At 70.9% G+C, this 19,486-nt stretch carries 16 protein-coding genes; 5 read left to right on the top strand and 11 right to left on the bottom strand.

Translation table 11 applies throughout. The features are described from left to right. The first annotated feature begins 57 nt into the window (after positions 1 to 57). The 3 genes from AC2D9U_RS19010 (at position 58) to AC2D9U_RS19020 (ending at position 3,199) form a co-directional block, all read left to right on the top strand. Complete coding sequence (locus AC2D9U_RS19010) at positions 58 to 1,110, top strand: patatin-like phospholipase family protein (RefSeq protein WP_484751786.1); 1,053 nt, start codon at positions 58 to 60, stop codon at positions 1,108 to 1,110. A 43-nt stretch (positions 1,111 to 1,153) separates the two neighbouring features. Then, positions 1,154 to 2,608, top strand: a complete 1,455-nt coding sequence (locus AC2D9U_RS19015) for an alpha/beta hydrolase (RefSeq protein ID WP_484752086.1) — start codon at positions 1,154 to 1,156, stop codon at positions 2,606 to 2,608. Positions 2,609 to 2,692: 84 nt separating this feature from the next. Beyond that, entirely contained in the window at positions 2,693 to 3,199 is a 507-nt protein-coding gene (locus AC2D9U_RS19020) for a DUF1269 domain-containing protein (RefSeq protein ID WP_484751787.1), read from the top strand. A 121-nt stretch (positions 3,200 to 3,320) separates the two neighbouring features. Here AC2D9U_RS19020 and AC2D9U_RS19025 read toward each other — a convergent pair whose 3' ends face one another. The 3 genes from AC2D9U_RS19025 to AC2D9U_RS19035 are packed head-to-tail and all read right to left on the bottom strand — an operon-like array spanning position 3,321 to position 7,311. Then, positions 3,321 to 4,091: an RMD1 family protein gene (locus AC2D9U_RS19025; protein ID WP_484751788.1), complete on the bottom strand. Its 771-nt coding sequence runs from the start codon at positions 4,089 to 4,091 to the stop codon at positions 3,321 to 3,323. Beyond that, on the bottom strand, positions 4,088 to 5,806 hold the full coding sequence (locus AC2D9U_RS19030) for a metallophosphoesterase family protein (RefSeq protein ID WP_484751790.1): 1,719 nt from the start codon (positions 5,804 to 5,806) through the stop codon (positions 4,088 to 4,090). The genes AC2D9U_RS19025 and AC2D9U_RS19030 overlap by 4 nt, the downstream gene beginning before the upstream one ends. 59 nt (positions 5,807 to 5,865) lie before the next feature. Next, positions 5,866 to 7,311, bottom strand: a complete 1,446-nt coding sequence (locus AC2D9U_RS19035; protein ID WP_484751792.1) for a trypsin-like peptidase domain-containing protein — start codon at positions 7,309 to 7,311, stop codon at positions 5,866 to 5,868. 179 nt (positions 7,312 to 7,490) lie between these two features. Here AC2D9U_RS19035 and AC2D9U_RS19040 point away from each other — a divergent pair, with 179 nt between their 5' ends. Beyond that, on the top strand, positions 7,491 to 8,453 hold the full coding sequence (locus tag AC2D9U_RS19040; protein ID WP_484751794.1) for a tripartite tricarboxylate transporter substrate binding protein: 963 nt from the start codon (positions 7,491 to 7,493) through the stop codon (positions 8,451 to 8,453). A gap of 1 nt (position 8,454) precedes the next feature. Then, a complete protein-coding gene (locus AC2D9U_RS19045) occupies positions 8,455 to 9,246 on the top strand; it encodes an alpha/beta fold hydrolase (RefSeq protein ID WP_484751796.1) in 792 nt (263 codons plus the stop codon). 3 nt (positions 9,247 to 9,249) lie between these two features. Here AC2D9U_RS19045 and AC2D9U_RS19050 read toward each other — a convergent pair whose 3' ends face one another. The 8 genes from AC2D9U_RS19050 to AC2D9U_RS19085 form a co-directional block, all read right to left on the bottom strand. Next, a complete protein-coding gene (locus tag AC2D9U_RS19050) occupies positions 9,250 to 10,224 on the bottom strand; it encodes an ABC transporter ATP-binding protein (protein ID WP_484751798.1) in 975 nt (324 codons plus the stop codon). A gap of 13 nt (positions 10,225 to 10,237) precedes the next feature. After that, entirely contained in the window at positions 10,238 to 11,212 is a 975-nt protein-coding gene (locus tag AC2D9U_RS19055; protein ID WP_484751800.1) for an ABC transporter ATP-binding protein, read from the bottom strand. Between the two features lie 115 nt (positions 11,213 to 11,327). Next, complete coding sequence (locus AC2D9U_RS19060) at positions 11,328 to 12,260, bottom strand: ABC transporter permease (RefSeq protein ID WP_484751802.1); 933 nt, start codon at positions 12,258 to 12,260, stop codon at positions 11,328 to 11,330. Continuing rightward, positions 12,226 to 13,185: an ABC transporter permease gene (locus tag AC2D9U_RS19065; RefSeq protein ID WP_484751804.1), complete on the bottom strand. Its 960-nt coding sequence runs from the start codon at positions 13,183 to 13,185 to the stop codon at positions 12,226 to 12,228. Before AC2D9U_RS19065 ends, AC2D9U_RS19060 begins: the two co-directional genes overlap by 35 nt. 18 nt (positions 13,186 to 13,203) lie before the next feature. Continuing rightward, positions 13,204 to 15,000 carry a peptide ABC transporter substrate-binding protein gene (locus AC2D9U_RS19070; RefSeq protein ID WP_484751806.1) on the bottom strand — a complete coding sequence of 599 codons (1,797 nt, stop codon included), beginning with the start codon at positions 14,998 to 15,000 and terminating at the stop codon, positions 13,204 to 13,206. 109 nt (positions 15,001 to 15,109) lie between these two features. Then, a complete protein-coding gene (locus tag AC2D9U_RS19075; protein ID WP_484751809.1) occupies positions 15,110 to 16,306 on the bottom strand; it encodes a M20 aminoacylase family protein in 1,197 nt (398 codons plus the stop codon). Between the two features lie 68 nt (positions 16,307 to 16,374). Next, entirely contained in the window at positions 16,375 to 17,331 is a 957-nt protein-coding gene (locus AC2D9U_RS19080; protein ID WP_484751811.1) for a hypothetical protein, read from the bottom strand. A gap of 147 nt (positions 17,332 to 17,478) precedes the next feature. Continuing rightward, positions 17,479 to 19,467: an oxidoreductase gene (locus AC2D9U_RS19085; RefSeq protein ID WP_484751813.1), complete on the bottom strand. Its 1,989-nt coding sequence runs from the start codon at positions 19,465 to 19,467 to the stop codon at positions 17,479 to 17,481. Positions 19,468 to 19,486: the final 19 nt, after the last annotated feature.

Here is a 19,486-nt window from a genome sequence, read left to right on the forward strand (position 1 = left end):
TCGTGGGCGGCGCGCTGCCATAGAGGGCTGGCGCAGCAGGTTGAACGAGAGGTTCCCGTGGCCCGTACCCCTTCCTCCAAGCGCACCCCCGCCCCGCGGGAGCCCCTGCTGGTCGATCTCGGCCTGCAGGGCGGCGGCTCGCATGGCGCCTTCACCTGGGGCGTGCTGGATCGCCTGCTGGAAGAGGAATGGCTGAAGATCGAGGCGATCTCCGGCACCTCGGCGGGCGCCATGAACGCCGCCGTGCTCGCGCATGGCCATGCGACCGGCGGGGCCGAGGGTGCGCGCGCGGCACTCGACGCCTTCTGGCAGGCCGTCTCCAAGGCTGCCGCGTTGAGCCCGCTCAAGCGCGGCCCGCTCGACGTGCTGCTCGATCGCTGGACGCTCGACAATTCGCCCGCCTACATCGCCATGGATGTGATGACGCGGCTCTTCTCGCCCTATGACATGCCCTTCGGCGGCACCAATCCGCTGGCCGAGATCCTGCACGAACAGGTGGATTTCGCGCGCCTCGCCAGCGCGCCGATCAAGCTGTTCATCACGGCGACCAATGTCCGCACCGGGCGCGGGCGGGTGTTCCGCAATGCCGAGATCTCGCCCGAGGTGCTGATGGCCTCGGCCTGCCTGCCGCAGATGTTCCAGGCGGTGGAGATCGAGGGCGACCCCTATTGGGATGGCGGCTTCGCCGGCAACCCCACGATCATGCCCCTCATCGCCGAGTGTAAATCGGACGACACGATCCTGGTCGGCATCAACCCGGTGGAACGCCCGGGCACGCCGCGCAGCGCGCGCGACATCCTCAACCGGCTGAACGAGGTCTCCTTCAACGCGGTCCTGCTGAAGGAACTCCACATGATGGCGCTGCTGCGCAAGGGCGCGGACCCCACCAAGGCGGAGACGGCGCATTGGGCGAAGATGCGCATCCATCTTGTGCGCAGCGAGATGCTGACCGAGCTGGGCGCCTCCTCCAAGCTGAACGCCGAATGGCCCTTCCTGACCATGCTGCGCGACGAGGGCCGGCGCGCCGCCGAGGCGTTCCTTGCGGACCAGGGCAAGGATCTCGGCAAGCGCTCGACGCTCGACATCGACCGCCTGCTCGAGGGGCATTGAGCATGACCGCCCCTCGCCACCCCGCCGCGGCCTGCCCGTGACCATGCGCCGGCTGCGACGCCTCGCGCTATGGATCGGCGGCGCGCTGGCGCTGGTGGTGCTCGCCATCGTCGTGGTTCGCGCCATCGAGGCGCAGCGCGGCCCGGGGCTCGGCCTCTGGCACAAGGTGGTGCCGCCCGAGCTGTCCATCGCGGAGCTGGACGCGGCCGATTGGGCAGGCTGGATGGCCGCCGAGGAGCGCGCCTTCGCCGTGGTGCGGCGCGACGTGACCGAGGCATTGCCGCAAGCGGATCAAGCGCCGGTGAACCGCTTCTTCGCGGGCAGCCCGATGCACACGCCGCGCTTCGCGACCGACTGGAACCGCTCCTTCGTGCTGCAGCCCGAGGGCACCCCGCGCGGCGTGGCGGTGCTGGTGCACGGGCTGACGGACGCGCCCTTCTCCATGCGCCATCTCGCGCAGCGCTATCGCGAGGCCGGCTTCCTCGCCATCGGGCTGCGCGTGCCGGGGCATGGCACGGTGCCGGCGGGGCTGACCGATGTCACCTGGGAACAATGGATGGCCGCGGTGCGGCTGGCCGTGCGCGCGGCGCGCGCGCGGGTGCCGGAAGGCCAGCCGCTGCATCTGGTGGGCTATTCGAATGGCGGCGCGCTGGCGCTGAAATACGCGCTGGACAGCGTGGCCGATCCGCGGCTCGCGCGGCCGGATCGCGTGGTGCTGCTCTCGCCGATGATCGGCGTCACCGCCTTCGCGCGCTTCGCCGGAATCGCCGGCCTGCCCGCCCTGCTGCCCGCCTTCGCGGCGGCCGCCTGGCTCGACATCCTGCCCGAGTTCAATCCGTTCAAGTACAATTCCTTCCCGGTGAACGCCGCACGGCAATCGCACCGCCTGCCCACCGCCGTGCAGGCGCAAATCGATGCGCTGACGGCGAGCGGGCAGATCGCGCGCCTGCCGCCGGTGCTGACCTTCCAATCCGTAGTGGACGCCACCGTCAGCACGCGCGCGGTCCTCACCGGGCTTTATGCGCGGCTGCCGGCGAATGGCAGCGAGCTTGTGTTGTTCGACGTCAACCACAGCGCGAAGGCCGGCCCGCTGCTGACCCCCGCGGCTGCGGCCGCCCTCACCGGGCTGCAACCCGCCGGGCCGCAGCGCTTCCGCCTGACGCTCATCACCAATGCCAGCCCCGACTCGCCCGAGGCGGTGGAACGCAGCAGGCCGGCCGGCGGCACGGCGATGACGGAGCGCCCTCTCGGCCTCGCCTGGCCGCGGGAGGTGTTCTCGCTCTCCCACATCGCCCTCCCCTTCCCGCCGCAGGATGGGCTCTACGGGAACCTGCCCGACGCGGCCGATGATTTCGGCCTGCGGCTGGGTGCCGCGGCGCTGCGCGGCGAGCGCGGCGTGCTGGTGACGAGCCTCGATTCGCTGATCCGCGTCTCGTCCAATCCCTTCTTCGACTACCTCCTCACCAGGCTGGATGAGGTGATCCGCCCGGCACAATGATGGGACGCGGCCGCATGGTCGCGCCCCGCGCCGCGCGGGTGTAGTCTGCCGCGCGACACGCCAATCCACGCAAGGACCAGACACATGGCCGATCTGCTCGTCATCGCCTACGACACCGAAGCCCAGGCCGAGGAAGCCCGCACGCGCCTCTTCGCCCTGCAGCGCGAATACCTGATCGAGCTCGGCGACGCTGTGGTCGCGATCAAGCGCGAGGATGGCACGGTGAAGCTGAACCAGGTCTTCCAGCCGGTCGCCGCCGGCGCCGCGGGGGGCGCGCTCTGGGGCTCGCTGATCGGCCTGCTCTTCCTCAACCCGCTGGCCGGGGCGGCGATCGGCGCGGCCTCGGGCGCGCTGAGCGGCAAGCTCACCGATCTCGGCATCAACGACAATTTCATGAAGGAGGTCGCCTCCAGCCTCGAGAGCGGCAAGGCGGCGCTCTTCCTGCTCATCCGCAAGGTGACGGCGGACAAGGTGCTGGCGGCGATGGCGGGCACGGGCGGGACGGTGATGCGCAGCTCCTTCGACGAGACGAAGGAAGAAGCGCTGCAGGCCGCGCTCTCCGCCGCGCAGCAGGCGGCGAAGCCCGCCTGACGCGCGCAGGCAGATCGCCGGTCACGCGGCCGGCTTCAGCCGGCCGAGCGGCCGAATGGCCGCCGCGCCTAGTGGCGCGAGGCAAGCGGCCGAAGGCCGCGCCCGCCGATTGAGGGGATATTCAAGGCCTGAACAGGCCGTAGAGCGTGGTCGCGACCTCGGTCGCGATCAGCAGCATCACCGCGACCTCGAGGCCGCGGGATTGCCGCGCCTCGACCAGCGCCAGCAAGGTCTGGGAGGTCTCGTGGATCATCGCGAGCTTGCCTTCCAGCGCCTCGCTGCGCTCCCGCAATTCCCATTCCTCGGCCAGCGAATCGTAGAGCGGGGCGAGGTCGGGATTGTCCCAGAGCAGTTCCGACTTCGCCGCCGTATCCACCCGCCCCGCTGCCCGGCTGCGCGCCGCCAGCGCCTCGCCGATGGTGCGCAGCAACGCCCGGGAGGACACGCCGAGCCGCCCGCGCTGGCTGAGCCGCGTGACGATGGGCTCCAGCCGGTCCAGCGTGCGCGCCAGGCTGGCCTCCTGGTGTGAGAGCGCCGCGCTCTTGGCCAGTGCCTCCGCCAGGATGGCGAGGCGCAGCGGCGCGAGGTCGCGCAGCAGGATCGCACCACCGGTATCCGGCCCATCGGAGTCCGCCGGCGCGCGGATCAGCGCATCCTCCTCCACCGGCGTGGCGAGCGGGTCCGACAGGCGCGGGCGCAGCGTCATCACCAGCGCCTCGATCGCGGGCTGCGCCATGCCGATGGTCACCAGCGCGCCCCAGCGGAAGGCGAAGGCATGGCCGGGCCCCGCGATGGTCAGCGCCATGGGGCCGGCGGGCGAGGCGCGCGCGCGATCGAGCCCGCGAACATCCAGCCGCTCGGCCAGCAGGAAGGCGCGCGCCGGGATGGTCATGCGCCCAGCACCGAAAGGCGTTGGGGTGTCAGCAATCTCAGCCCTCCCTGCGGATCGGCCGCGAAGCGGTGCAGCCAGACATGCCGGGTCGCGTCATCCCGCGCGCCCATCACCGGCGAGGGCGCGGAGAGGATCCGCAGGCCCCCGCAACGGCCCATCCAATCATAATGCCGATGCCCATGCATCACGATCAGCCGCGGCGCGCGGCGGCGCAGGCGCTGCAGCACCCAATGGCCGTTCACCAGCGCGGTGCCGATGCGCTCGGCCAGCGGCGCGCCGGGGCGCGGATACTCGACGAGGTGGTGATGCAGCGCAACGATCCAGTGCGCATCCGGAAAGGCGCGCATCGCCGCCTCCGCCGCGCGCAGCTGCGCCATGCCCACCAGGCCGAGCGCATTGGTGAAGGAGAAATGCGTCTCCGCGTTGGAATCGAGCAGGATCACGCCGAGCCCGTCCGGCGTCGCGGGGGGAACGACCTGCGGAAAGGCGAGGTCCCAGTCGCGCCGCGCCTGCGCACCCGCGCGCACCCCGCCCGCATCCGCGAAGCGCGCCAGCCTTGCACCGCGCCCGCCCTCTGCAAGGAAGCCCTCGAGCGTCGGGCCGGGCCGCCCCTGCGCGCGATCCACGGTGAGGACCCGCGCGCCCTGCAACCGCGCCGCCGCCGCCAGGAATCGCAGGCGCCGCAAGGCGCCGCCGGGGGCGATGGGCAGTTCGAGCCGCGCCGGATTGGCGCGATCGACGATGTTCACATCGTGGTTGCCCGGCAGGATCAGCACGCGGTCGCGCAGAGCCGGATGCGCGGCGAGGAGATCCTCGAAGGCGATGAACTCGGCATTGCGCCCGGCATCGGTGATGTCGCCGGTGACGAGAATCCAGTCGATCCGCGCGCGTGCATCCTCGGCCTCGAGCAGCGCGAGGAGTCGGTCGAGCCGGTGATTGCCGCGCGGCCCGTCGCGCCCGCATTCCAGGCGGAAGCCATAGGTCTCGCCCACCAGATGCAGGTCGGAGAGATGCACCACGCGCCAGCGCGCCGCAGCCGCATCGGCGCCTGGTGCTAGATCTTCCGGCGTGCCGGCCATCGCCTCCGCGATCGACCATGCGGGCGCGCCGATCATCAGATAGACCGCGATGGCCCAGCCGCCATTCACCAGCGCGTCGCGCGCCGAGGCGGCGAGGCCGAGCGCGCTGGTGCTGCCCATGCTGATCGTCGGCAGCGGCCCAAGCGCCCAGGCGATGCTGCCCGCCGCGAGCGCGATCAGGCCGCCCGCCACCAGCCCGGCGACGCGCCGCGTGGCGGCGAAATCCCTCCCGCGCGCGATCCGCTCGATCACCATGCGCACCAACTCGCGCAGCGCGGTGTAGAGCGGCTGCACCAGCCCCGCATTGAGCGCCCAGAAATTGCGCTCGATGGCGGCGAAGATCCGTCGTCCCCAGCGCCAGGCGACGAAGCCGAGCACGGCGACGAACAGCGAGACGGAGACCACGCGACCGAAATCGGAAACCTGCCGCCACACCGTCTCGGCGAACCAGAGGATCAGTTTCGGTGTCGCGCCGAGCAACAGCGCTGGCAGTGCCAGCAACAGGACAGCAGCGAGCAGCAGCTTCGGCAGGCTGATCTCGAGCAGCATATGCGTCGCATGGCCCAGCAGCGAATGCCGGACCGTGCTCGACGCATCATCCTCGAGATCGCCCGCGCGCGGATCCACAAACGACATGCGCCGAGTGTAGGCGCGCGGGGCGGCGCCCGCCATGGCGAGCGCCGCCCCGGCTCACGTCACCCCTGCGCCTGCGGCATCTGCACCGCGACGAAGACGCTGCGGCCCTCGCGCTGGATGCGCAGCGCCACCGCGGCACCCGGGTTGCGCACCGCCTCGCGGATCGCACCCACGGCCTGCGGCACATCCGCCACGTCGCGCCCCGCCACGCCGAGGATCACGTCGCCGCGCCGCAGCCCCGCCTCGGCCGCCGGGCTCTCGGGCCGGACATCGGCGATCACCGCGCCCTTGGTGTCGGGCGCGAGGTTGAGGCTGCGCCGCAGCTCCTCCGTCACCGGGGCCAGGGCCACGCCCACCGGGCCGCCGCGCGTCTCGGTGGCGCTGGCGCTGCGCGGGCCGTCCTCGCCCGGCAGGGTCGCCAGCGTGATGCTGAGATCCTGCGCCGCACCGTCGCGCTGCAGGGCGAGCTTCACCGTGCTGCCCGGCCGCGCATCGCCGATGGCCCGCGCGAGGTCGCGCGGGTTGGTCACCGGCGTGGCGTCCACCGCCGTCACCACGTCGCCGGCGCGCAGGCCCGCACGGGCGGCGGGGCTGTCCGCTTCCACCTGGCCGACCAGCGCGCCCTCGGCCTTGGGCAGGCGCAGCGCCTGCGCCAGGGCCGGCGTCACCGGCTGGGTCGAGGCGCCGAGGAAGCCGCGCTCCACGCGCCCATTCGCCTGCAGCTGCGCCACCACCTGGCGCACCATGTTGGAGGGGATGGCGAAGCCGATGCCCACCGACCCGCCGCTCGGCGAGAAGATCGCGGTGTTCACGCCGATCACGCTGCCATCGGTGGCGAAGAGCGGACCGCCCGAATTGCCGCTGTTGATCGGCGCGTCGATCTGGATGAAGTCGTCATAGGGGCCCGCGCCGATGTCGCGGCTGCGCGCCGAGACGACGCCGGCCGTGACCGTGCCGCCCAGGCCGAAGGGGTTGCCCACGGCCACCACCCAATCGCCCGGCCGCGCGCGGTCGCTGTCGCCGAGCGTGAGGTGCGGCAGCGCCGCGCCGGCCTCGATCTTCAGCAGCGCGAGGTCGGTGCGCGGGTCGCGCCCCACCACGCGCGCGGTGAATTCGCGCCCGTCATCGAGCTTCACCTTCAGCGTCGCCGCGCCCTGCACGACATGGTTGTTGGTCACGACATGGCCGCTGGCATCGACAAGAAAGCCCGAGCCGAGCGCGCCACGGCCCTCACCGCGCCCCTGGCCGGGGCGGCCACGGGGCATCTCGGCCCCCGGCGCCGTGCGCTCGGTCGCGGTGATGGTGACGACCGCCGGGCGCACCCGCGCCACGAGATCGGCGAAGCCGGCCATCGGCAGGACGGGCTGGGTGATGGCGGGCGGCGTGATGGCGGCAGGCGCCTGCTGCGCATCGGCGCCATGCCAGAAGGCGAGGCCGCTGAGCGCGGTGCCGGCCAGCAGCAGGGCCGCGAAGCCGCCGCGGCGGCGCTTGGTGGTGTCGGTCATGGTGGTCTCCCGATATCTCGGCGCGGGGCGAAGGCCCGGCGCTGTGGCCGGACCATCGCGCGCGGATGCTGGAGCCACCCGGGAGGCTCCATGACAGATTTGTCAGAGTCCGCCCGGGCCGCGGATTGGCGCGGCGGGGGGCGCTGTGTAGCGTGCGGCCCGCAATCGGGGGAAAGACCATGACGACACGACGGATCCTGCTGGGCGCGGCGCTGGCTGCCCCGGCGCTGCGCAGCGCCACCGCCCAGGGCGCCTGGCCGGAGCGTCCCGTGCGCCTGGTCGTCGCCTTCGCGCCGGGCGGTTTCGCGGACCTCATCGGCCGGCAGCTTGCCGAGCATCTCGGCCCCGTCTGGCGGCAGAGCGTGGTGGTGGAGAATCGCGGCGGCGCGGGCGGCAATGTCGCGGCCCAGCAGATCGCGCGCGCGGCGCCGGATGGCTACACCGCGCTCGTCACCACCGGCGCATTCGCCATCAACCAGAGCCTGATGCGCAACCCCGGCTACCGGCCGGAAGAATTCGCGCCCGTCGCCGTCATCGCCGGCACGCCCAACCTCTTCGTCGTGCGCGCCGACAGCCCCGCCCGCAGCCTGCGCGACCTGGTGGAGCTTGGCCGGCGCCGGCCGCTGAACTACGGCACGGCCGGCGTGGGCGTGGCCGCGCATCTCTCGGCCGAGCTGCTGTTCAAGCGCGAGGGCGGGGTGGATGCGCAGCACGTGCCCTATGCGGGGGCGGGGCCGGCGATGCTCGCGCTGCTCGCCGGCACTGTGGACATGGTCGCGACCTCGCTGCCCAGCGCCGTGGCGCAGGTGCAGGGCGGGCAGGCGCGCGGCCTCGCGGTGACGAGTGCGACGCGCAACAGCGCGCTGCCCGAGGTGCCGACCATGGCGGAGGCCGGCTTCCCGCCGATCATCGACGTGGCCTGGGTGGCGATGTTCTTCCCCGCCGCGGTGCCGGCCGCGATCCAGGCCAAGGTCAATGCGGATGTGCAACGCGTGATGGCGCTGCCCGCCTTCCAGGCGCGCCTTGCGGCGAACGGCTTCGACCCGATCGGCGGCACCCTGGAAGAGGCGCGGCGCTACGTGGCCGATGAGGTCACGAGCTGGCGCGAAGTGGTGCGCACCGTCAACGTGCAGATCGATTGAGATGCTGATCCCCTGCGAAGGCCGGCGCATCGCCTGCGACCTGATCGGCGATGCGGACCGCGAGGTGGTCTGCCTCGTGCACGCGCTCGGCGCGGATGGCGGCATGTGGGCCGAGCAGATCCCGATGCTGCTGGAAGCCGGCCACGCCGTGCTGCGCATCGACCTGCGCGGCCATGGCGGCTCCGACGCCCCGCCCGGCCCCTACAGCATGGCGGGGCTGGCCGCCGACATCGCCTTCGTGCTGCGCCGGCTCGACCTGCCGCCGGTGCATTACGCGGGGCTCTCGCTCGGCGGCATGGTGGGGCAGGCGCTGGCGCTGGATCATCCGGGCCTGCTGCGCTCGATCATGATCTGCGACGCGCTGCCGGAATCCCTGCCAAATGCGGCGGAGATCTGGGGCCCGCGCATCCGCGCGGCGCGCGCGGCGGGATCGGTGGAACCTCTCGCGCAGGCGACGGTGGAACGCTGGCTCACGCCCGCATTCCAGGCGGCGAATCCGCAGCGCTGGCAACAGATCCGCGACACCATCGCGGCCACCGACGCGGAAGGCTATGCCGGCTGCGCCGAGGCGATCAGCGATTTCAGCCATGTCGCGCGGCTGCCCGGCCTTGCGGTGCGCGCCTGCATCGTCTGCGGCGCGGATGACCACGCCGTGCCGCCGGCGGAGGGCGAGCGCATCGCCGCCCTGGTGCCCGACGGCCGCTTCCATGCCATCGAGGGCGCGCGGCATCTGCCGAATGTCGAGAAGCCGGCCGTGTTCAACGCGCTGCTGAAGGCCTGGATCGCGGGCTGAGCCTCAATCCCGCAGATGGCAGGCGACCCAATGCCCGGGTCGCGCCTCTCGCAGCTCGGGCGCGGTCGTCTGGCAGGGGTCTGGCTTGGCGATCGGGCAGCGCGTGTGGAAATGGCAGCCCCTGGGCGGGTTGAGCGGGCTCGGCACGTCGCCCTGCAGGCGGATGCGGCTGCGCTTCACGGTCGGGTCGGGGATCGGCACGGCGGAGAGCAGCGCCTCGGTATAGGGGTGCAGCGGCGTGGTGTAGAGATCGCGCGCCGTGGTGATCTCCACGATGCGGCCGAGATACATCACCGCGACGCGATCGCTGATGTGCTCGACGACGGAAAGATCATGCGCGATGAACAGGAAGGTGAGGCCGAATTTCTCCTGAAGATCCTCGAGCAGGTTGACGACCTGCGCCTGGATCGAGACGTCGAGCGCGCTGACCGGCTCATCGCAGACGATCAGCTTCGGCGAGACCGCGAGCGCGCGCGCGATGCCGATGCGCTGGCGCTGGCCGCCGGAGAATTCATGCGGGAAGCGGCGCATCTGATCGGCGTTGAGGCCGACGGTCTCGAGCAGTTCCACCACGCGATCCTCGCGCTCGCGCGCGGTCTTCGCCAGGCGATGGATGATCAGCGCCTCGGCGATGATCGCGCCCACCGTCATGCGCGGGTTGAGCGAGGCGAAGGGGTCCTGGAAGATGATCTGCAGGTCGCGCCGCAGCGCGCCGAGATGCTCATTGTCCAGCGCGGTGACGTCCTGCCCGCGGAACCAGACCTTGCCGGAAGTGGGTTCGATCAGCCGCAGGATCAGCCGGCCCGTGGTGGATTTGCCGCAGCCGCTCTCCCCCACCAGGCCGAGCGTCTCACCCGCCGCGAGGTCGAAGCTGACGCCGCTCACGGCATGCACCTCGCCCACCGTGCGGCGCAGCACGCCGCCCTTCACGGCGAAGCGCTTCACCAGCTTCTCGACGCGCAGCAGCGGTTCGCTCATCGGGGCGCGTCCCTCATAGGATGCAGGCCACCTTGTGGCCGGGTGCGACCTCGCGCAGCGGCGGCTCGGCGGCGGTGCATGCGGGCATGGCGTAGCGGCAGCGCGCGGCGAAGCGGCAGCCGGGCGGCGGGTTGAGCAGCGAGGGCACGGTACCGGGAATCGCCTCCAGCCGCGTGTGCTGCGTGGCGGCGAGATCGATGCGCGGGATCGAGCGGATCAGCCCCTGCGTATAGGGATGGCGCGGCGTGGCGAAGAGCGCGCCGACCTCGGCCTCCTCCACCACCTTGCCGGCATACATGACGATGACGCGCTGCGCGTTCTCCGCCACCACGCCCATCGCATGGGTGATCAGCAGCACCGCCATGCCCAGGCGCTGCTTCATATCCTCGAGCAGGTCGAGGATCTGCGCCTGGATCGTCACGTCGAGCGCAGTGGTGGGTTCATCGGCGATAACAAGCTTCGGGTTGCAGGCCAACGCCATGGCGATCATCACGCGCTGGCGCATGCCACCCGAGAATTGATGCGGATAGTCATGGATGCGCGATTGCGGGTTGGGGATCTGCACCAGGCGCAGCATCTCCATCGCGCGGTCGAGCGCGGCGCGCTTCGAGAGGCCCTCATGGTGGCGCACGGTCTCGGCGATCTGCGCGCCGACGGTGTAGACCGGGTTGAGCGAGGTCATCGGCTCCTGGAAGATGAAGCCGATCTCCTTGGCGCGGATGCCGCGCATCTCCTCCGGGCCGAGGGGGACGATGTCGCGCCCCTGCCAGAGGATCCTGCCATCGACGATGCGCCCGGGCGGCATGTCGATCAGCTTCAGGATGGTCTTGGCGGTGACGGTCTTGCCGCAGCCGGATTCGCCGACGACGCACACCGTCTCGCCGCGATCCACCGCGATGTCCACGCCATCCACGGCGCGCACCATGCCGTCATCGGTCTTGAAGTGGACCTTGAGGTTGGTGATGTCGAGCAGGTGGTCCTTCGTCATGGATCGTCCCCGGCGGTCTGCGCAGCAGACCGAGGCCGCGAATGCGGCCCGCCGCCAGTGCGGCGAGCCAAGCGGCGGCACGCCGCGCCCGGCGCTTGAGGGCGAATATCTCCGCTCACTGGACGCGCCTCGGATCCAGCGCATCGCGCAGACCGTCGCCGACGAAGTTGATGCTCAGCACGGTGAGGAAGATGGCGAGCCCCGGAAACAGCGCCCAATGCGGCGCGAAATCGAGATTGTCCTTCGCATCGAACAGCAGGCGCCCCCAGGTCGGGATGTCCGGCGGAAAGCCGAGGCCGAGGAAGGAGAGCGTGCTCTCCGCGATGATCGCGGCCGCGACATCGATGGTGGCGGCGACGATCACCGGCCCCAGCGCATTGGGCAGGATGTGCCGCAGCACGAGGCGCAGGCGCGAGGCCCCGAGCGCGCGCGCGGCCTCGACGAATTCCTTCTCGCGCAGGGAGAAGAATTGCGCGCGCACCAGGCGCGCGACCGGCATCCAGTTGAAGGCGCCGATCACCGCGACGATCAGGATGAAGACGCCAAGCTCCTGCCCCACCACGCCGGTCAGCGTGTCGCGGAACAGGTAGATGATCAGCAGCAGCAGCGGCAGCTGCGGCAGGGAGAGGAAGAGGTCCGTCACCCACATCAGCGCCGCGTCGAGCTTGCCGCCCGCCATGCCGGCGACCGCGCCGATGAAGGTGCCGAGCCCGACCGCCACCAGCATGGCGGTGAAGCCCACCGCCAGCGAGATGCGCCCGCCATAGAGGATGCGCGCGAGCAGATCCTGCCCGAGATCGTCCGTGCCGAGCGGATGCTCCCAGCTCGGCCCCTGCAGCCGCGCGGTGAAGTCGATCTCGTCGATCGGCAGGCGCCAGACCAACGGGCCCAGCAGCACGCCGAGGATGAGGGTGAGCAGGATGGCCGCGCTCACCACCGCCAACCGGTGCTTGCGGAAGCGCCGCCAGGCCTCCTGCCACGGCCCGATGCGCGGGCGCGGCGCGGCGGCGGGGCTAGCGGTAGCTGATGCGGGGATCGAGCCAGCCATACAGGATGTCCGCCAGCAGGTTGAAGATGATGACGAGGGTCGCGGTGACGAAGGTGACGGCCATGATCACCGGCGTGTCGTTTGCCAGGATCGCGCTGATCAGCAGGCTGCCGATGCCCGGCACGCGGAAGATCTGCTCGGTGACGATGGCGCCGCCGAAGACGGCCGGCATCTGCAGCGCCACCAGCGTGACCACCGGGATCATCGCGTTGCGCACGATGTGCAGCCGCGTCACGCGCCCCTCGGGGATGCCCTTGGCGCGCGCGGTGGTGACATGGTCAAGCCGGATCACGTCGAGCACGGCGGAGCGCACGAAGCGCGTCCAGGCCGCGCCCTGGAACAGCCCCAGCACGGCGACCGGCATGATCGACTGGCGGAACTGCTCCCACCACCAGCGCCAGCCCGTGGCGTCGATCTGCGAGCGATAGACGAAGGGCAGCCAGTCCAGCGTGATGGAGAACAGCAGGATCAGCAGCAGGCCGGTGAAGAAGGTCGGCAGCGAGAAGCCGATGAAGGCAAGCGTATTGGCGATCTGGTCGAAGATCGAATAGGGCCGCGTCGCCGCATAGACGCCCACCGGAAGCGCGATGCACAGCGCCAGGATCTGCGAACTGCCGATGATGAGCAGCGTCGTCGGCAGGCGCTGCAGGATGAGGTCATCCACCGGGATTCGGCTGACGAAGGAATAGCCCCACTCACCGCGCAGCATGGCCAGCAGCCAGCTGATGTAGCGTTCGTGGATCGGGTCATCCAGCCCGAGGCTCGCGCGCAGGGCGGCGCGGACATCGGGCGGGACGGCGGGGTTGGAGGCCAGCTCCTCGAAGGGATCCCCCGGTGCCAGGGCCAGCACCGTGAACAGGATCACGCTGATCCCGAGCAGGCTCGGGATCGCGATGAGCAGGCGGCGGAGAAGGTAGTTGGTCACGCGCGCAGGCTGGCGTGATCAGGTTTCCCGCCACCAATCGCCGAGCAGCCAGAGCGTGGTGTCCCACCCGCTCAGCACATGGCGCAGATTGTTCAGGCTGCCGCTGACCGTGGGCCGGCTGACCAGCGGGATGACGTGGTTGGAGCCCACGATCAGGTCGTTGAGGCGGATGAACATCGCCGCGCGGCGGATCGGGTCGAGCTCACCCTGCGCGGCGCGGAAGGTGCTGTCGTATTCATCGTTGCGCCAACGCACAATGTTGCGTCCCTGCCAGGAATTGGCCCTGGTCGAGACCTCCCAGGAGACGTACTGGTTCATGAAGCGCTCGGGGTCGGCCTGCGGCATCGTCGTGGTGTACATCTGCACATCGGCCCAGAACTTCGTGTAGGTGTCCGGGTTGGCGACATCGGTCGAGAAGAAGACCGAGGCCGTGACCGACTTCAGCTCGAGGTCGATGCCCGCGCGCTGCGCGGCCTGCTTGTAGATCGCCTGGGTGCGCTGCCGCGGCGCATTGACCGAGGTCTGGTAGATGAAGCGCAGCCGCACGCCGTCCTTCGCGCGGATGCCGTCGCGCCCGCGCACCCATCCGGCCGCGTCCAGGATCTGGTTCGCCTTCTCGATGCTGAATTCCCAGCGCATGTTCGGGCTGCGGAAGCGCGGCGGATTGTTGAGGAAATTCGCCGTGGCCGGACCGCCGCGACCATAGATGAACTGCTCCAGCGCATTGCGGTCGATCAGCAGCGCCATCGCCTGGCGCACCGCCGGGTCGCGGAAGGCCGGGTGCTGCGTGCTGATATGCGCGCGCTCGCCCTCGACCTCGCGATGCGGATCGGTGGCGTTGAGCTGCACGAACTCGATGCCGCCGCCCTCGACGATGTTCACCTTGCCACGGCCCGCCGCCTCCAGCCGCTTGAGGATCTCGTCCTCCACCTGCAGGTTCCAGGCATAGTCATAGTCGGCCGTCTGCAGCACCGCGCGCGCGGCCGAGACCGCATCGCCGCCGCCCTTGATCTCGAGCGTGTCGAAATAGGGGCGGTTGTCCGTGTGGTAGTTGCGGTTCAGCTCGCCGCGCAGCGTGTCACCCGGCGCGAAGCTCGTCAGGCGATAGGGGCCGGTGCCGACGGGGCGGATATTGGTCGGCGCGTCGCGCGAATTGGCGCCGGCGAAATCCTTGAAGAGATGCTTCGGGATCATCATGCCCGAGGCGCCGACGAAGGCATCGGCCCAGAAGGGCGAGGGCTGCGCGAACTCCACGCGCACCGTGTAGTCGTCCACCTTCACCGCGTTCACGTCGCGATAACTGCCGGAGGTGACGGTCGCCACCGCGGGGCTGCGCGCATATTCCCAGTTGAAGATCACGTCATCGGCCGAGAAATCCTGGCCGTCATGCCATTTCACGCCGCGCTTGAGCTTCCAGGTCACGGAGCGGCCATCGGCGCTGAGCCCGCCATTCTCGCGCGACGGGATCTCGGCCGCGAGGATCGGGTGCAGCGTGCCATCCGCCGCCCAACCGGCCAGCGGCTCGTAGAAGACGCGGCTGGCATCCTGGTTGGTCGTGCCGGCCGCGAAATGCGGGTTCAGCAGCGTCGAGGCCTGCCAATAGAGGATCTTCAGCGCCCCGCCGCCGCCGCGCCGCGTCGGGCGATAGGCCGGCACGCTCTGCGCCGCGGCCGGCGCCGCGCCCGCGAGGGCGAGAAGCTGCGTCGCCATCGGCGCGGTGAAGCCCACCGCCGCCATGCGCTTCACGAAGCCGCGCCGCGAGAGCGCGCCGCGCTGCACGCGGCCGATCAACTGCCGGAGGTCATCCTCGGTCATGCTCAATCTCCCTTCATCCCTCGGCGCCGAGGACCGTTTGCCGGCCTGCTTGCGACGCCTGTCCCTGTTCAGTCGGTGAGGCTAGCGCAGGAGTTGCGCGATGGGCAATTCATTCGGGCGGGCTGCCCAATTCCTGCTCCACCACGCTGACCCAATAGGCCACGCCGAGCGGAATCGTCGCATCGTTGAAGTCGAAGAGCGGCGTGTGCAGCGCGGGCGAGGTACCGTCCGGCGCACCACCGCCGATCGACATGAAGGCGCCGGGCCGCTGTTCCAGCATCAGCGAGAAATCCTCGGCCCCCGTGCTCGGGTCCGGGTTCGGGTCCACCGCCGCGGCGCCGACGATCGCGGCGGCGGCGGCATAGGCGACCTTGGTCTGTTCCGGATGGTTCACGGTGGCGGGCACGCCCCGGTGATACACGGCCTCCGCCGTGCAGCCATGCGCCGCGGCCAGGCCATGCGCGAGCTCGGCGATGCGCCGCTCCAGCAGCGCGCGCACGGGTTCGGTATAGCTGCGCGCCGTGCCGCTGATGGTCAGCTCCGCGGGCATCACATTCGCCCCGCTATGCGCGCCGCCCGAGATCGCGCCGACGCTGAGCACGGCCGCATCCTTGGCCGCGATGTTGCGGCCGATGATGGTCTGCAGCGCCAGCACGAAATGCGCCTGCACGATGGTGACGTCGGTAGCGAGATGCGGTGTCGAGCCGCCATGCCCGCCGGTGCCGCGGAACACCACGGTGAAGCGGTCCGCCGCCGCCATGGTCGGGCCGGGCCGGATCGCGAAGGTGCCCGCCGCGCGGCGCGGCGCATTGTGCAGGCCGTAGATGGCATCGCAGGGGAAGCGCTCGAACAGCCCGTCCGCCAGCATCGCCCGCGCGCCGCCGCGCCCTTCCTCGGCGGGTTGGAAGATCAGGTGCACCGTGCCGGCGAAGTCGCGGTTCTGCGCCAGCCAGCGCGCCGCGCCGAGCAGCATGGTGGTGTGCCCGTCATGCCCGCAGGCATGCATCACGCCGGGATTGGTCGAAGCATAGGGCAGGCCCGTGGCTTCGGTGATCGGCAGCGCATCCATGTCAGCGCGCAGCCCGATCACCCGCTGCCCCGGCCGCGTGCCCTGGATGGTGCCCACCACGCCGAGCTTGCCCACGCCCTCCTCGCAGGCGATGCCCCAGTCGCGCAGATGCCGCGCGACGAGGGCGGCGGTGCGGTGCTCCTCCATCCCCATCTCGGGATGCGCGTGGATGTCCTGCCGGATGGCGGCGAGTTCCGCCTGCCAGGCCTTCACCCCCTCGACCACCTGACGGCCCATGCGCGCCCCCTTCTGCCGATGCCTCTGCCGGCAGCTTGGCGCATCGCGCCGGCCGCCGCAAAGGGGGCTCAGAAGCTCATGCCGATGCCGAGCGAATAGCCGGAGACATTGCCGTCGGCGAAGAGGTAGCGCGCGATCAGCCGCACGCGGTTGATGTTGAGCCCCATGGCGCCGAGTTCCCAGCGGCCGGTGTCGAACTCGATGCCGCCACCGGCCTTGGCCGACCAGTCGAAGCCGATGGCCTCCCGCTGGTCGCCGAGGTAGCTCGTGCCCGAGACATCGATCACCCAGCGCAGCGGGCGGCCGAACACCTCGCGCCCGGTCGGCCAGCGATAGCGGCCCCACAGGCCCAGCGACTGCGCCGTGGAATTGCCGCGCGCCGCGGGCATGGTGTCGCCGAAGGTCTCCAGGAACATGTAGGAATAGCGCAGCTCGATCTCGATCTCGCGCTCCGGCTTGTAGTCGTAATAGGCGAGGGTCAGCGCACCGCCGCGGCCCCAGACATTCACATGCGCGTCGTCCAGATGCGCGAAATCGACGTTGCGCCTGTATTCCAGGAAGGAGGCGAACATCCCCGCATCCGAGGTTGCGTAGCCGGCGGAGAAATTCGCGATCGGCCGCAGCCAGAGATTCTCCGCGATCTGGAAATCATAGCCGACGCCGAGCGTGGTGGTGATGTTGTTCCACCGCAACGGGTAGCGCCGCGCGCCCTCCCCGGTGAACAGCGCGCGCGGATCGTAGCGCGCATAGCCGAGATAGGCCTCGAGATAGAGCGGGAAGGATTCGCTGACGGTGAAGCCGAATCCGAGCTGCGTGAGGGTCAGCGTCGGGTCGGTCTCACCATCGGCGCTGAGGGAGGTGGAATTGAGCTGCAACGCACTCGCCGACCCATCCGGGATCACGTTGTAGCCCATCAGGCCCAGCACGCCGCCGCGCTGGACGCGCACCGAGTCCCGCAGCGCCGCGAGCCGCGCCGCCACCTCGTCGCGCCGCTCGCCGCTCACGGCGTGCTGGGCGTGGGCCATCGGCGCAGCGCCAAGGGCGAGACACGCGACCACCCCGACGCAAACGCCTCTCTTTCCCGCCCGCAAGACCCGATCCTGACCTGTTGGGAAGCAGGATAGGCCAAGGCGAGCCGGGCGCACAACGCGGACCGGTCGCACTCGCCCAAGCTAGATAGCGCGGCCCGCCTCATGCCCCTCGAAGACGGCCTCGAGCGCCGAGCGCGGTGCAGCGGCATCACCGATCACCCGCAGCCGATCCCCCCAGCCCTGCGCCGTCAGCGCCGCCACCAGCGCATCGCGCGGCGCCGCATGGGCGGGCGCGACGATGGCGTCGAAGGCCTGGGTCTCACGCCGCTCACCGGAGGGCAGGTCGAGCAGCGTGGTCGTGCCGGCGCCGTCCCAGCGCAGCACCTGCTGCATCGGCAGGATGCGCACGCCCTTCGCCTTGAGCCGCGCCCGCCAGGCGAAGGAGGAGTAGATGTTCACCTGCCAGCCTGGCGTGCCGCTGGGCACGATCAGCGTCACCGCACGGCCGGTCCCCGCCAGCCACTCGACGAAGCCGGCCAGCGCGAAGCTGCCGAGCATGTCCTGCACTGCGATCCGCTGCGGCAAGGCGGCGGGATCGGCCAGTGCCTGTTCCATGGTCAGCCCCTCCCCGCCCTCGGCAAAGCGCGTGCCCTGCGGATCCGCGCCGGTGGCGAGGACGACCAGATCGGGTCCATGCGCCGTGATGGCCTCGGCATCCGCCATCCGGTTGAGCCGCACGGTCACGCCCGCGCGCTGCAGGGCGGCGCGCTGCGCCACCAGCAGCCCCGCCGCCTCGGCGCGCAGCGCGTGGCGCTCGGTCCAGGCAAGGGCGCCGCCCAGCGTGCCGCTGCCCTCCCAGAGTTCCACCTGATGGCCCCGGCGGGCGGCCAGCGCCGCGGCCTCCATGCCCGCAGGGCCGCCGCCCACCACAAGCACGCGGCGCGGCGTGGCGGCGGGCGGCGGTGGCTCGGGCCAGGCTTCCTCGCGCCCCGCACGCGGGTTGCTGAGGCAGGTGATGGGCAGGGAGAGCGCGAGGAAACCCGCACAGCCCTGGTTGCAGCCGATGCAGGGCCGGCCCTCACCCTCGCGATTCGTGGCCGCAAGACGCACCAGCGCCGGCTCGGCGATGTGCGCGCGCGCCATGCCGACCATCGCGACATCGCCCTCCGCGAGAAAGGCCTCGGCCTCGGCCACGCCACGGAAGCGGCAGACGGCGAAGACCGGCACGGCCTGCCCCGCCGCGCGCAGCGCCTGCGCGATGCCGCGCGGCAGGTGATGGAAGGCATCGGGCGCAAAGCCCATATCCGCCATCTGCGTGCTGATGGTGTAGGAGCCGTGATAGGCGCTGTGGCTGACATTGACGAAATCTACGCGCGCCTCGGCCACCAGCTTCACCACGATGCGCTGCATGTCGGGCAGGGTGAGGCCGCCCTCGAGGAACTCATCGGCCGAGACGCGCAGCCCGAGCGCCACGGAATCGCCGACTGCCCTGCGCACCGCGCCCAGGCAGGCGGCGGCAAGGCGCAGGCGGTTCTCCTCGCTCCCGCCCCAGGAATCGGTGCGGCGATTGACGGCGGGCGAGAGGAATTGCTGCAGCAGATGGCCATGCGCCATGGTCAGCTCGATGCCATCGAGCCCGGCCTCCACCAGGTTGCGCGCGACCTCGGCATGGGCGGCGATGACCAGGCCGATCTCCTCCTCCGTCATCGGATGCGGCGGCGGCGCGGTGGCCGCCCAGGGCACGGCAGAGGCCGACCAGGCGGGCGTGCGCGTGAAATTGCCGTCGATATGCCGGCCGAGATGGATCACCTGGCCGAAGAGCAGCGCGCCCTCGGCCTGCACGGCCCTGGCGATGCGCGCGAAATGCGGGATGGCCTCGCGCTCATAGCCGTTCACCCCCTGGCGCCGGCCGAGGGAGGAGCGATGCACGCGGATCCCCTCGAAGACCAGCATCGCCGCGCCGCCGCGCGCGCGTTCGCGATGATAGGCGAGGTGCCGGTCGGAAGGGCGGTTGTCCTCGCCATAGCTGGTGGTGTGGGCGGGCACGAAGATGCGGTTGCGCGCGACGCGCGGCCCGAGCGCGATCGGGCGGAACACATGCGGAAACCGCGTCTCGCCCGATGTGCTCATCTGTCCCGTCCTGCTCCGA

It is taken from the genome of Roseomonas sp. TF40 (assembly GCF_057219975.1).